This is a genomic window from Nitrosomonas sp. TNE100 (genome assembly GCF_055387135.1).
In genome coordinates this window covers 1,371,254-1,385,865 of record NZ_AP040997.1, presented here as the reverse complement: position 1 = coordinate 1,385,865, position 14,612 = coordinate 1,371,254, and the positions used below count along the sequence as shown (strand labels likewise).

The 14,612-nt window shown below is 49.3% G+C and carries 9 protein-coding genes; 2 read left to right on the top strand and 7 right to left on the bottom strand.

Annotated elements, in window-relative coordinates; translation table 11 throughout:
* The 6 genes from rbbA to ACZ5EJ_RS06580 all read right to left on the bottom strand — a co-directional run bounded on the left by rbbA (nucleotide 1) and on the right by ACZ5EJ_RS06580 (nucleotide 8,294).
* Nucleotides 1–2,769, bottom strand: a complete 2,769-nt coding sequence (gene rbbA, locus ACZ5EJ_RS06605; RefSeq protein WP_074685172.1) for a ribosome-associated ATPase/putative transporter RbbA — start codon at nucleotides 2,767–2,769, stop codon at nucleotides 1–3.
* Complete coding sequence (locus ACZ5EJ_RS06600) at nucleotides 2,766–3,836, bottom strand: HlyD family secretion protein (protein WP_074685174.1); 1,071 nt, start codon at nucleotides 3,834–3,836, stop codon at nucleotides 2,766–2,768. The genes rbbA and ACZ5EJ_RS06600 overlap by 4 nt, the downstream gene beginning before the upstream one ends.
* On the bottom strand, nucleotides 3,833–5,284 hold the full coding sequence (locus ACZ5EJ_RS06595; RefSeq protein ID WP_074685176.1) for an efflux transporter outer membrane subunit: 1,452 nt from the start codon (nucleotides 5,282–5,284) through the stop codon (nucleotides 3,833–3,835). Before ACZ5EJ_RS06595 ends, ACZ5EJ_RS06600 begins: the two co-directional genes overlap by 4 nt.
* Nucleotides 5,285–5,606: 322 nt before the next feature.
* Nucleotides 5,607–7,421 carry an excinuclease ABC subunit UvrC gene (uvrC, locus tag ACZ5EJ_RS06590; protein ID WP_074685178.1) on the bottom strand — a complete coding sequence of 605 codons (1,815 nt, stop codon included), beginning with the start codon at nucleotides 7,419–7,421 and terminating at the stop codon, nucleotides 5,607–5,609.
* 13 nt (nucleotides 7,422–7,434) lie between these two features.
* Nucleotides 7,435–7,623 carry a tautomerase family protein gene (locus ACZ5EJ_RS06585; RefSeq protein ID WP_074685180.1) on the bottom strand — a complete coding sequence of 63 codons (189 nt, stop codon included), beginning with the start codon at nucleotides 7,621–7,623 and terminating at the stop codon, nucleotides 7,435–7,437.
* A 20-nt stretch (nucleotides 7,624–7,643) separates the two neighbouring features.
* The gene (locus ACZ5EJ_RS06580; protein WP_074685182.1) at nucleotides 7,644–8,294 is read right to left on the bottom strand and encodes a uracil-DNA glycosylase; all 651 of its coding nucleotides are present in this window, start codon (nucleotides 8,292–8,294) and stop codon (nucleotides 7,644–7,646) included.
* Nucleotides 8,295–8,436: 142 nt separating this feature from the next.
* On the opposite strand from ACZ5EJ_RS06580, the gene ACZ5EJ_RS06575 reads away from it, so the two are divergent.
* Nucleotides 8,437–10,245 carry an autotransporter assembly complex protein TamA gene (locus ACZ5EJ_RS06575; RefSeq protein WP_240142264.1) on the top strand — a complete coding sequence of 603 codons (1,809 nt, stop codon included), beginning with the start codon at nucleotides 8,437–8,439 and terminating at the stop codon, nucleotides 10,243–10,245.
* A gap of 46 nt (nucleotides 10,246–10,291) precedes the next feature.
* On the top strand, nucleotides 10,292–14,143 hold the full coding sequence (locus tag ACZ5EJ_RS06570) for a translocation/assembly module TamB domain-containing protein (RefSeq protein ID WP_464556784.1): 3,852 nt from the start codon (nucleotides 10,292–10,294) through the stop codon (nucleotides 14,141–14,143).
* Here ACZ5EJ_RS06570 and ACZ5EJ_RS06565 read toward each other — a convergent pair.
* The gene (locus tag ACZ5EJ_RS06565; protein WP_011634461.1) at nucleotides 14,131–14,595 is read right to left on the bottom strand and encodes an RrF2 family transcriptional regulator; all 465 of its coding nucleotides are present in this window, start codon (nucleotides 14,593–14,595) and stop codon (nucleotides 14,131–14,133) included. The genes ACZ5EJ_RS06570 and ACZ5EJ_RS06565 overlap by 13 nt on opposite strands.
* Between the last annotated feature and the right edge of the window lie 17 nt (nucleotides 14,596–14,612).

Genomic DNA, 14,612 nt, shown 5'->3' with positions numbered 1-14,612 from the left:
CTAATGTTCCTGTTTCTTCAATAACACAACTGCCATCATAGTGATGATAGGGATGGCAAGTGCAAGTGGCAGTAACAATGAACCAAGCTCAGCAAAACCTAATGCTTTAGAGAAAGTGCCTCGGCTAATCGTCAGAAAGTAAGTGGCGGGAAAAATTTCTCCGATCAGTCGTGCTCCACCTTCTAACGAAGAAACCGGATCGATCATGCCGGAAAAACGCGAAGAAGGGATGATGGTAGCAAGCGATGTAGCGAAGATGGCGGCGATCTGGCTGCGTGTAAAGGCTGAAATTAGTAAGCCGAGGCCTGTAGCAGCAGTCACATAAAATAGTGCTGCTATTGTCAGTAACAGAAAATCCCCTTTGTGTGGCACACCGAAAACGAATACCGCCAGTATGCATAACAGAAAAAAGTTGATCATACCCAGAGCAATATAAGGAAGCTGCTTACCAAGGAGAAATTCTAGCCTGGTCACTGGCGTGACATACAGATTAAGAATAGAGCCCAGTTCTTTTTCTCGTACGACACTAAGTGCACTGAGCATGGCCGGAATCAGCATCAGCAGCATGGGTATCACTGCGGGGACGATAGCCGGTAAGCTTTTGACATCAGGGTTATAGCGGAAACGTGTCTCGATTGTCATTAGTCCGGCAGGTAAATGGCCCGTGGCATGATGGCGTGCCTGCGTAAGTAACCAACCCTGATGCATCGCCTGTACATAGCCAAGTATATTCTCGGCGCGCGTGGGCATTGCTCCATCGATCCAGGCACCGATTTTGACGTTATCGCCGCGTGCTAGATCACGTGCAAAATTCGGAGGGATTTCCAGCGCGAGGCTCAGCTCACCACTGCGCATACGTTGATCCAGTTCACCATAATCAGTGATCAATGGTCGTTCGACGAAATAACGTGAGCCACTGAGATCGAGTATATAGTTCTGGCTGAGTGTGGTCTGATCGCGATCGAGAACGGCAAAGCGTAGATTCTCGACATCCATGCTGATACCGTAACCCATGATGAACATCAGTAATACCGTTCCGAATAACGCGATGGAGCCGCGAATCGGGTCACGGCGCAGCTCCAGTGTTTCGCGCAAGGTATAACTGAACAAGCGTAATGGGCTGAAGCGAGTATTAAGTGTAATGACAGAGTGAGTATCTTCTGAGGTGGCTGCAGATTTGGTAGTAATAGAGGTGATGGGAGGTTCCAGCGGTTTATCACTGGTACCTATTGCCTGCTCCAGATAATCAATGAACGTAGCTTCCAGTGTGGAGTGACCGCTGCGCTCGATCAGCGCAGCAGGGGTATCGCTAGCGAGAATCTTGCCGGCATGCATCAGCGAGATACGATCACAGCGTTCAGCTTCGTTCATGAAATGAGTAGAAATGAAAATGGTTACCTGATCACGGCGAGCCAGACCAATGATCAACTCCCAGAACATGTCGCGTGCTATTGGATCGACGCCAGAGGTAGGTTCGTCGAGAATCAGAAGATCCGGCTTATGAATAACGGCTACTGCCAGCGATAACCGCTGGCGCATGCCAAGTGGCAGAGCATCAGGGAAGCTATCCATGACTGCCTCGAGCAGAAAACGCTCTGCCATTTCAGCGACACGGCCAGGAATATCGGCATTAGGCAGGTGGAACAATTTTGCATGCAACTCTAGATTCTGCTGCACGGTTAATTCAGAGTAGAGCGAAAACGCCTGAGACATGTAGCCGACCCGTCTACGGGTGGCCAGATTACTGACATCGATGGCCTGACCAAATAACCGTGCTTCTCCTTCACTGGGCGGTAGCAGGCCAGTAAGCATTTTCATGGTAGTAGATTTACCACAACCATTGGAGCCCAGAAAACCGAAAATCTCACCGCGCGAGATATGCAGATTGACCCGATCAACCGCGACAAAGTTGCCAAAACGCATGGTCAGATCGCGTGCCTCAATGGCAATTTCCTGGTTGTCCTGGATATTGCGTGGCGGAATAATGATTTCCCGGTAGTCTTTGCGCTTTTCTACCGGCAACAACCGGATGAAAGCTGCTTCCAGTGAGTCGGTATCGGTACACGCACGCAGCTCGGCTGCGGTACCGGTAGCGAGAATTTTGCCGGCATCCATTGCTGCCAGCCAGTCGAAGCGTTCTGCCTCATCCATATAGGCGGTAGAAACCAGTACACTCATATTGGCGTGTTGTCCACGCAAGCGACTGATCAGCTCCCAGAATTGGGCGCGTGATAGTGGATCAACACCGGTAGTCGGTTCATCCAGGACCAGCAAATCGGGGTCGTGAATCAGTGCGCAGCACAAGCCGAGTTTCTGTTTCATTCCGCCTGATAATTTACCGGCAGGGCGATCCCAGAAAGGTGCAAGGCCGGTACTTTCAAGCAGTTCATCAATACGCTGGTGGCGTTCGACTTGTCCGTGGCCAAACAACCGACCAAAAAAATCGATATTTTCGAATACTGATAGCGTATGGTACAGATTTCTACCCAGCCCTTGCGGCATATAAGCAATACGTGGGCAGATAACACGACGATGTGTCGGATCCGCAATATCGCCTCCTAATACTTCGATCTGACCCTGCTGCATTACCCGCGCACCAGTCAGTAATGACATCAGGCTGGATTTGCCAACCCCGTCTGGGCCGATCAATCCGGCTATACAATTAGCAGGAATTTCTATGTTAAGATCATCGAGTGCAAGGTTATCACCGTAACGTAAACTGACGTTCCGTACATGAATGATTGGTTTCGTAGAAATATCCACATTCATTGGGATAACCTGATCTCTAATTCAGCGGGCCATGCTACCGCAGGATCAAGTTTGACATAAGCCATCCCAGGCAATCCAGTCTTAACTTGCTCAAGATGTTGTTTCAACAATTCAGGATCGATTCTCGCCCGGACACGAAACATCAACTTTAGACGTTCCTTTTCGGTTTCTACTGTTTTAGGAGTGAATTGAGCAACACTGGCGACAAAACTGGCTTTGGCCGGAATCACATAACCCGGCGCAGCATCAAGTACGAGATGGATATCGCTACCGAGTGCTACTTTACCAGCTGCCTCAGTCGGCAGGAAGAAAGTCATATAAACATCAGAAAGATCAACCATATTGAGGACACGGCCACCCACACCCAGTACCTCACCAGGTTCCGCCACACGATATTGCACACGGCCATCACGTGGCGCCCGTAATTCACTGTCATCGATGTCTGCCTGCAAGCGTGCAACTGTGGCCCGGGCAGCAACAATAACCGATTGTGACTCTATCACCTGAGATTCTGCTGCTTCGATACTGGCATTGGCTGCGGCAACCTGAGCCTGTGCCGCACTGACAGCAGCTTGTGCACTCAATACGCGTGCCTGATCATCATCCAGCTCCTGCTGAGCCAAGGCACCTTCACCGGCCAGTATTTGTGTGCGTTTCAAACGTTTACGGGCAGCATCCAGTTCTGCCTGACGCTGGGCAACAACTGCTCGTGCAGCTGTTTGCTCACTCTGACGCTGTATCACAATGGACTTTGCTGTTTGGTAAGCATGTTCAGCACGATGAACCTGCGCTTCAGCCTCATTCTGCTGAGCACGCAGCACCTGCGTGTCCATTCGCGCCAGTACCATATTGGCTTGCACAAAATCACCTTCTCTTGCCAGAATCTCAATAATACGGCCGGGCGCCTTGGTAGCGATATCAATTTCGGTTGCTTCGATACGACCATTTCCTGCCACAATGCCATCAGGTAGACCCTCCGGACGAAGTATCCACCATGCCACGATGATAGTGATGATAACGAGGGCTGAAAAGATGTAAGTCAGTACCGATTTCACTCGTTTATTCATTGTCTCTCCGAGATGGTTTCCACGGGTGGCACAGTCGCGTCTGCACCTCCTCCCAGTGCTTTATAAACCGCAATCAAATTAGTCGAGGCTTTTGCTTCGGAGCGAGCAAGGTCGATCTCGGCGCTGTAAAGTGTGCGTTGAGCATCCAGCACATCCAGAAACGATACGCTTCCTACCTGAAAACGCAATTGCGATAATCGGACAGCTTCGCGCAGATCAGTCACGGAGCGAGCCAGTGCCTGTCGCCGTATTTCTTCCTTGAGATAGCGTGTTAGGGCAGTTTCAATTTCCTGTAACGCTTCCAGTATGGTTTTTTCGAATATCAAATAGGCTTCCTGTTGCCGCGCATTGGCCAGATCAATCCCAGCCCGGATACGACCAAAATTGAGCAGTGGCTGCAAGAGACCGGCAGCGGTGTTATAGGAAAATGCAGCCGATTTAAACAGTGCATCGAGTTCAGTATTACGCAGACCCAAAAAAGCCGATAGTGACAGCCGTGGGAATAATTCTGCGATTGCGGCACCTTGTAGCGCTGTTGCAGCAGCGAGTCGACGCTCAGCAGTACGAAGATCTGGGCGGTGGCGAATGGCTGCAGCGGGTGAGTCCAGGATGACATGTCTGGGTGCCATAGGCATGGCGTTCGATCCACTCAGGATAGCAGTAAGTGTACCCGGCTGCTGCCCTGTCAACCTCTCCAACTGCCGTAACGCAGCAACTAGGCTTCCCTCTAAATCAGGAATCTGAGCCTTGGTAGTTTCGGTCTGTGCGCGTGCTCGCACCGCATCATAACGAGTACCGACACCTGCCTTGAAGAGTTTCTCGGTTAATTCCTGTGTGGTCTGCTGAGCGGCCAGGTTTGCGCGAGTAATGCGCAGCTGATTCTGAAAACTACGGTATTCGATATAGCTACGTGCCAGATCGGCTGTCAAAGTTACCAGCGCCTGACCGTACTGAATATTGACGGCATCCAGATCGGCGGAAGCAGCTTCCAGCTGGCGGCGCAGACGACCGAACAGATCGATTTCCCACAAAGCATCGAATCCCAGCTCGAACAAATTGAATTTGATATCGGGTGCGAAACCAGGAAAGGGATTATGACTGCGCTGGACATTTGCTGCTGCATTGACACTCGGAAATAACCCGGCGCGAATGGCGCTACGCTCAGCACGGGCCTGGTCAATACGGGACAGTGCGATTTTGAGATCGAAATTACCCGATAATGCCCGATCTATCAGACTATCCAGTCGGGGATCATTGAAATTTTTCCACCAGTGTTTCAATACTTGTTGATCAATCGGCTGCACAGACATACTTTGCCATTCGACAGTCTCTTCTTTTTCAGCTTGCCAGGAATCGGGAACTCCAGGGAGGGGAGGGTGATAATCCGGGCCGACAGCACACCCGCCCAGCGTGGCTGTGATAAGCAACCACCCGATCTTGTATATCATGGTATCCCTTGAAAAAGGTTGAGTCTTTATCAAACCCGACTTTGGAAGTAACATGGCTTGCAAAACGTTTTTACATCAGTCGGTCAGCGATTTACGAAGTACTGAAGTGCACCCGGTTGCAGGAGTTTACGCCTTGTGACTGTATTAACCAGCGATTTAAATTACCGTAGTACGGGTCTTTAAACGTTTGGCCAAAGTTGACAAGTTGTCCAGGAACGCCTGAAGGGCCTTATCAGAGCTTAGGTTATTGGCAATGGCGTGTGCGACTTCATCGAGAATAGCTTTCTGTTGGTGATGCAGTTTCTGGGTTTAAGTCGCCTTGTCAGCGTAATTCCCGGTAAATTTTTTCAGCCAGCGCCCGACTGACACCTTCTGTCTGCTGTAATTCTTCGATGCTGGCATTCTTGACACCTTTAAGTCCACCAAAGCGGGTGAGTAGGTTCTGACGGCGTTTGCTGCCAATGCCGGCAATCTGTTCAAGAGAGGAGGTTTTACGGGTCTTGGCACGTTTTGCCCGATGTCCCTGGATGGCAAAACGGTGTGCTTCATCACGAATCTGTTGGGTAAGGTGTAGAGCCGGATGGTCATTCGGCAGATGCAAGGTTTCTTCCTGCCAGGGGAGGATCAGCTGTTCCAGTCCTGGCTTGCGTGCTTCGCCTTTTGCCACACCTACCAATGGAATATCATTGAGCCCCAGTTCTATCATTACTTCGCTGGCAACGCTTATTTGTCCTTTGCCACCATCAATCAGGATCAGATCGGGTAGCTTGCCTTCTTCCATGGCTATCTTTGCGTAGCGTCGTTGTAGTACATCACGCATCGCTGCATAGTCATCTCCCGGCGTGATGCCGGTAATGTTATAACGCCGATATTCGCCGTTACGCATGGCATAATGGTCATACACCACGCAGGAGGCAATCGTTGCTTCTCCCATGGTATGGCTGATGTCAAAACATTCGATACGTGCTAGACCTGGCAGATTCAAAACCTCCTGCAGTGCCTGCAACCGATCTTCCTGGCTGGCTTGCTGGATCTGTTTTTGCTGTAGCGCCAGTTGCGCATTTTCGGTTGCCATGTCCAGCCACTTGCGTCGTTCTCCAATTGGATTGATCGTCAGGGTGACTTTATGACCAGCCTGTTCAGATAGCAATTTTTGCAGGAGTGTCACCCGGATTTTTTTACCCAGGATGATCAGTGGTGGAACGCTGCGATTCAGGTAATGTTGGCTGACAAAAGCTTCCAGCACCGTGCTGATACTGTCTTCATGTGTGTTCTGCGGGAAAAAGGTTTTGTCACCCAGATGTCGTCCGCTGCGAATCATGACCAGGTTGACCGCAACAGTATGTTTGTCTGTCCCGGTTGTGCAGGCGATAACATCAGCATCCAGTGCTCTGCCGCTGTCGACAAACTGTTTTTCCTGAATCATGCGTAAAGCCTGCATTTGGTCACGGAACAGTACTGCCTGTTCATACGCTTGTCGATCCGATGCCTCAAACATTTTCTGTTCTATGGTTTTTAATACTTCGTCCTGTTTGCCTTGCAGAAACAGGGCTGCACTGTTGACATCTTCCTGGTACGCTTCCGGGGTGATCAGATTAACGCATGGTGCGCTGCAGCGCTTGATCTGGTGAAGTAGGCATGGCCGTGTACGATTATTAAACACCGAATTTTCACAGGTGCGCAGGCGAAAAACTTTCTGCAGCAGCTGAATGCTGGATTTGACCACGCCTGCATTGGGAAATGGGCCAAAATACTGATGACGGTTATCCAGTGCACCGCGATAAAACGCCAGCCTGGGAAAAGCATGATTCGTCAGTAGCAGGTAAGGGTAGGATTTGTCATCCCGGAACAGGATGTTGTAGCGGGGCGCAAGGCTTTTGATCAGGTTGTTTTCAAGCAGCAGCGCTTCCGCTTCGGAGCGGGTGACTGTCGTCTCAATCCCTGTAATCTGCGATACCATGAGCTGAATACGCGGTGACAGATTCGATTTTTGAAAATAGGATGACACCCTTTTCCGCAGATCAATGGCTTTGCCTACATAAATCACATCGCCGGCCGCATTCAGCATGCGATATACGCCCGGTTGAGAAGGGAGCGTCAGAACAAACGCTTTACCGTCGAAAGAGGAATCCGGCAAGACAGGTACCTTGTTACTTATCGCTGCCCAGCAGCCGGCCGCCGATTGCCCAGCTTTCATGCGGCATTTCATCAAAGGCAATATAAACGTAAGATTTAGGCTTGTGTGCGATACGTTCCAGCGTGTCGGTAATTTCAGTGGTGATCTGCTGTTTTTGTTCGTTGGTCAGCGTACCGGCCAGCCGGATATTTACATAAGGCATCTTTACTCTCCTGTTATTTATCAAGTTGCAGCCATATCCTGACAAATTCTGTCGAAAATCTGTTCAAACATGGGTTCTGTCAGGCGTTTGGTCTGGGTATTGTAGCGACTGCAATGATAGCTGTCATAAAGCCTCAATCTTCCTGCAACAGGGTGAACAGCGCCATGACTAAAGGGATAATCTGTTTTTCGGAGTTGCAATGCTGTTAATGTAGCCTGATGGGCAACCGTTCCCAGCGCCAGTAATGCCTGCCCGCCATTGCTTACAAAATCATGCAATTCAGATGCCAGAAAAATATTGCACTGTCGTATTTCTGCCGGTAGTGGTTTATTGGCAGGTGGTAAACATTTGACTGCATTGGTTATCCGGCAGTTAATCAGGCGAAGTGCATCGTCAACCGCAACAGATTTGCTGCGGTTGGCGAAACCAAATTTATGTAATGTTTGATACAGTAGGATACCAGCGTAATCACCGGTAAACGGACGGCCGGTCCGGTTGGCGCCATGCAATCCGGGTGCGAGCCCGATGATCAGCAACTTTGCTGAAGTATCTCCGAAGGGAGCAACTGGCCGAGCATGATAATCTGGGTGATCCGTTTTAACCTGATCCAGATGCTGTGCCAGACGTGGGCAGTCACGACAATCCTGCTGGAATAGTCTTGATACAGACATGTTGTCCTCTTATTGTAAAATGGGTGCCACTTATCGCAGCCTGCTATCCATGAATTTCCCTTTCGCCACAAAAATTTATACCAGTGTCTCAAGCAAACAGGATATGTATTCGTGGTATATGCTCAAATATTGTTTCGCCTGTATGAATAGGCTGGACAAGTTTTTTTATCAGGCAGAATGTAATTGGCGTGCTGGGTTGTTGTTACTCTGTTTGTTGTATTTGTCCTGCTGCGGCACCGCTTTGGCAGCTTCCGCCATTAGCAAGGATACGGAAAAGGAAAAGAAATCGGATCCTGTTGAAGTGACGATTATTGCACCATCAACTGCCAAAAAGCTGCTGGAAAAATATATTACTCCTCCGGCCAAGCCATTCAAGGATGAAATCAGTCAGGCAGCTTATGCACGTAAAATAAAACAGGAATCCACTGAGCTGCTGGCAACAGAAGGGTACTTTACCCCTGAAATCGAATTTAATGAACGGGAAAATAATAAGGCGTATGAATTGCGCGTTACACCTGGTCCCCGCACACGTGTCGCTGCTGTGTCCATCGAATTTCAGGGAAATCTGGCGGCAGATGAGCCCGAACAGCATATACGGGTAGAGCAGTTGCGTGCCGGGTGGACGCTGAAGCCAGGTAAGGTTTTTCGCAGTGCACGCTGGGAAGATGCCAAATCTGCTTTACTCTCCAACGTAGCGGACAGAGATTATGCCACTGCTCGTATCGTTGAGAGTTATGCAAGAGTGGATCCCGATACCGCCCAGGCAACCTTGTCGATCATCATTGATTCCGGCCCGGCATTTCGTTATGGAGAGCTGCAGATTACTGGTCTGGAACGCTATCAACCGGATGTAATTCAAAACAGTATGCCTTTCCGCCCGGGTGATCCCTATCGCCGGGATCAATTGTTGGCTTTTCAGGTGGCGCTGCAGAATAGTCAGCTATTTAATTCGGCGGCTGTTACGATCAAACCAGATCCCGCTTTGCACGAGGCTGTGCCGGTAATAGTCATATTGACTGAGGCAAAATCCAAACACGTTGGTGCAGGCATTGGCTACAGCTCCAACAATGGCGCACGTGGTGAAATCAATTATCAAGATTACAATTTTTTGGGGCGTGCCTGGAATCTGGGCAGCCTGTTGCGCCTGGAACAAAAACGCCAGACATTTTCTGCAAGAGTAGATACTTTGCCGGATGCCAATCGTTATCGGTATTCATCCGGTGTACGCGTCGAGAAGACCGATATCAAAAACCTGAAAACCTTTAATCAGCGTGTGGATTTTTCCAGGATACGAACCACGGCTCATTCCATTTTGAAAGTGGGCGTCAATTGGCAACGCGAGGAACGGGAACCTTCTGGCGCACCCAATACCGTGAATGAAACCCTGGCGCTGGATTCATGGTATCGCTACCACGATATTGACGATCCGGTAAATGTTCACAGTGGTTTTGTTTCAGAGGTGCGACTGGGTGGCGGTTCCAGCTACGTGCTGTCTGATCGGAACTTTGTCCGCAGCTACCTCCGGCATCAGCAGTGGTTTCCTGTCGGCCGGCGGGATACATTGTATTTCCGTGCAGAAGCTGGCTATACCCTGGCTTCATCGCGTCAGGGGATCCCGCAGGAATACCTGTTCCGCGCCGGGGGCATTCAATCTATCCGGGGTTACGATTTTCTGAGTCTGGGCGTGCGTGAAGGAAATGCTATTGTTGGTGGACGTGTTGTGGCAACTGGAACAGCTGAATATGTTCACTGGTTCTCGAACGACTGGGGTGGGGCGGCATTTGTTGATGCGGGTGATGCGGCAGACAGGTGGGAAGATTTTAAACTAGCGCTAGGTTACGGGGTGGGTGCACGCTGGCGCAGCCCGGCCGGCCCGTTTGCACTGGATCTGGCTAGGCGGCATGATACCGGCACATTACGGGTGCATTTCTCCATTGCAGTGGCGTTCTGATATGGATCATCAGATAAATAACAAAAATCCGGTATCGCAATCTTCTGTGAAATCTCCACGGCGTTTCAGAAAATGGTTTTCGGGAATGCTGGCAGCGTTGATGCTGGCCATGACAAGTGGTTTGTATTGGCTGGTTTTTACTTCTTCTGGCCTACACTGGTTGTTTGCAACTGCTTCCCGAGCCACGAATGGCGCGCTGACATTTTCGGGTATATCCGGCAGTTTGCAGCATGCTTTTCATGCACAAACAATCACTTTCAAAAATGATGAGCTGGATGCTCGGGTAGAAAATCTGGATTTTCGCTGGCAACCACAACGTTTGCTGATGGGTAATCTTTTGATTGAAGCGCTGACCATTCAATCAGTTGAAGTACATAACGCACCATCTGAAGAAGAGGAAGAGCCAGTTACACAACCCGAAAGCCTGTCGCTGCCAATTGGCATGGTAATCGAAAAATTGGGTATCCGCTCACTCAAGACCTATACATTGGGTAATGATCAGCCCGATCTGGAGATATCCGATCTTGTCCTTCGGCTGGACAGTGATGGCAAACGCCATCGTCTGCAAACACTGGCACTTGAACTGGAGCAGGGAAAGATTGCAGGTAACCTGGAGATTGCCCCCGATCCACCATTTGATCTGATGTCACAACTGGTGTTTTACAGTTGGGCGAATGCTGTCAATGCTGATAATAAACCAAGTCATGCGGTTCTTAAACTGAGTGGTAACTTACAACAGATAAGGGCAAAGCTGGCTGTAAAGGATGGTGAATTGAATGGGGCTGGCATTTTTACCATTCATCCTTTTGATAAATTACCTTTACTTGATGCCCGTCTAGTATTCAATGGGCTGAATCCTCATGTTTTTTCTCCAGATCTGCCCAAAGCTGATCTGAGTATTCGCAGTTATCTTGAGCAAACCCAGGCTGAGCGCCTGGAAGGGCGTATTACTGTTAGTAATACTATAGCACGCCCACTGGGTCAGGAAGGTATCCCATTGAAAGATATGCGTTTACAGTTTTTATTTACTGGTGATGACATTCATCTGGATGATATCGCGCTACGTTTGTCTGAACAGGAAGCTGTGCCTGGTAGCCTGACAGGAAAAGCCAACTGGCAAATCAGCACTAAAACAGGGCAGGCAGACATTCAAGTCCGGCAATTGAATCCAGCCTCTTTAAAAAGTGGTTTACATCCAGCAAATTTGTCTGGAAATCTGCATTTTGCAGGCGATCAGGATGCTCAGCATGGAACGATCAAGTTGCGTGATGAAGCGTTGCAAATGGACATAGATATGGCATTGGCGCGTGCTGCTTCAGTCATCACCGTCGAAAAACTTGATCTCGCCCGAGGGGATTCCAGTCTGTCAGGTCACGGTGTATTACAACTGGATGAATCGCAGCCTTTTACGTTTGAGGGATTACTCAAGCAGTTTGACATTTCTGCATTTGCTGATGTGCCATCCTCCAATCTCAATGCCAAATTTAATCTGGGGGGGCAGCTGGCACCACAACCGATTGCTAATATTAATTTCTCGATTGATCAAAGTCACTTCTCTAACCAGCCAGTAACTGGCCAAGGAACTTTGGCTTTGCTGCAATCCAGGCGGGTTAAAAGTGATGCCCGCTTGCATCTGGGGGATAATCAGCTTGAGATAAAGGGGGCATTAGGAAACGCAGAAGATCATCTGTCAGTGGTACTGGCCGCACCCAAATTGACTCAGATCGGATTCGGGCTGCAAGGCGATATGCATTCCCGGATTGAGCTAAGCGGTAAGATTGATCGTCCGGATGTGGCATTTGAGCTTAATTCAAATCATTTCAATTTTCATGAAGAACATCAACTTGCCCAACTCAAAGCCAAAGGCAGTTTGCGTGGAACCGTTATTCAACTTGATCTCCAGACAGGAGCCTATCAAAAAGGCACAGAAATATTCTTGCAGCAATTATCAGTTGGACTGGATGGGACTCAATCAAATCACCAGCTATTGATCAACAGCCAGATTGACCAAACGACTGAAGCACAATTTCAGGCAAAAGGAGGATTGATCACCCGTCCCGGAGATACGCAGCATTTCCAATGGGATGGGATCATTAATAAACTTGCTCTGACTGGCTCGGTACCCCTCGATCTGGTAACTCAGCCAAGCGTCCGGATCAGTCCGGAGGCGGTTGTATTGGGGCATACTCATATAAAGGTTATTGCGGGCGATATTAATATTCTTGATGCACACTGGACCCCCAAACAATGGTCTACCCGGGGTAATTTCTCCGGTATTGCATTGCAATCGGGCGGGCTGTCCCCAAAAAATTATGAACCTCTGAAACTGGGCGGAGACTGGCAGTTTGCGGCTGATCAGCAATTAACCGGGCGTTTGCATGTACAGCGAGAAAAAGGGGACTTTATCCTGCCGACAGAAACTCCGTTTGCATTGGGTTTACAAACGCTTGCATTCAATCTGCTAGCTGAAAATAATAATCTAAACGGACAGTTGGTTATTCGCGGGGCGCACGTCGGCGAAGCCACGGCGAGGGTTAGTGTCCCGTTGCAACCAGCCGGTTCTATCTGGGAAATTCAGAAAAATGCCCCGCTGAATGGAGATCTGCACCTGAATCTGCCTGATCTCACCTGGGTCGGCTCGGTTATAGGCGACAATCTGCGTAGCGAAGGTCAGCTTGCTGCACACGCTCGGCTGGCAGGAACGCTTGAACAACCAGAGCTGCAGGGCAGTGTAACAGGAGATGCATTGGTGATTGCGCTGCTGGATCAGGGGTTGCAATTAAAAGAAGGCAAGCTTGCTGTGGATTTTAACCAGGATAGAGTTTTGCTTGAAACGCTCAATTTTACTGCGCCACTTGAGAAACCCACGAAGGATAAATTGCTTAAAGGACTGAAGTTGACGCAGAAGTCTGGCCGGCTAAGTGCGCATGGTAGTGTGAATATCCATAACCAGCAAAGTAATCTTGCCATTGAAATTGATCATTTGCCTGTTGCACAACAAGAAGATCGCTGGATCGTCGTTTCTGGAACCAGTTTGGTTGGTTTCAGTGATAACGTGCTTGATGTTACCGGAAAAATCATGACGGATGTTGGCTTTATCAAGCAGCCGGAGGCCGGAACGCCTAACTTGGCAGAGGATATCATCATTACGGGCAAGACTGATTCCGAGCCAGAATCACAGGTTTTTAAAATAAATCTGGATGCAACACTGGATTTAGGAGAGCGGTTCTTTCTGCGTGCTTCAGGATTGGAGGGGCGGCTGGTTGGACAGTTACGTCTGCACAGTGAACCGGGACGATTACTCAATGCAGTGGGAACTATTGCAACTCGTGACACCCATTTTGGGGCATACAGCCAGAACTTGCTCGTCCGGCGTGGAATTGTGAATTTTGATGGGCCGCTTGATAATCCAGGACTCAATATCTTGGCGGTGCGTAGCGGTTTGCAGGTAGAAGCGGGCATAGAAATAACAGGGACAGTGAGACAACCCAAAATCAAGCTGGTATCACAACCCGAGGTTCCCGATTCAGAGAAGCTGTCCTGGATCGTACTGGGGCGACCTACCGATAAAAGCGGCCTGGACAGCGGATTATTGTTGAGTGCAGCCGGTAGCATTCTGGGAGGATCTGATGAGGGTGTTCTGGACAGTATTACCCAAGGGTTGGGTATTGATGATTTTTCAATCCGGCAGCAGGAGGGCGGTTCTTTAACCGACCAGGTGGGTATGATCGGTAAACGGCTTTCATCACGCGCCTACCTGAGTTTCGAGCATGGGTTGACTTCCGCATCGGCCGGGGTCGCCAAGCTGACCTACAGTTTATTTCCTCATGTTTCAGTGGTAACCCGGGCAGGAGATGATAGCGCAGTTGATCTATTTTATGACTTTCAGTTTGATTGATCCGTTAGGTTATCGAACATTCCCATGACTTGCAGTTGCTTTTTTAATTGACGTTTGGGAACCATCAGATCAGCCAGAGTATAGCTATCAAGCACGGTCATGAACGCCGCGAGCGCTTCCGCGATGATTGAGCGCAACACACAACTGTCGCAGATAATACATGCATTCTGATCGCTGAAGCATTCAACGAGATCCATAGAAGTTTCCGTATGACGCATGACTTCACCGATATTGATCATTTCAGGTGCTCGTGCCAGACGGATACCCCCGTGTTTTCCACGTAGCGTTTCCAGGTAACCGAGCTGACCCAGATGATGCACGATCTTGACGACATGATTACGTGAAATGCGATAACAATCGGATATTTCAGTAATAGTAGATAATTTCTCTCTTTTCAAACCGAGATAAATCAGGATACGCAAAGCGTAATCACTGTAATTCGTCAGTTTCATGAGGCATACCCCCTTTA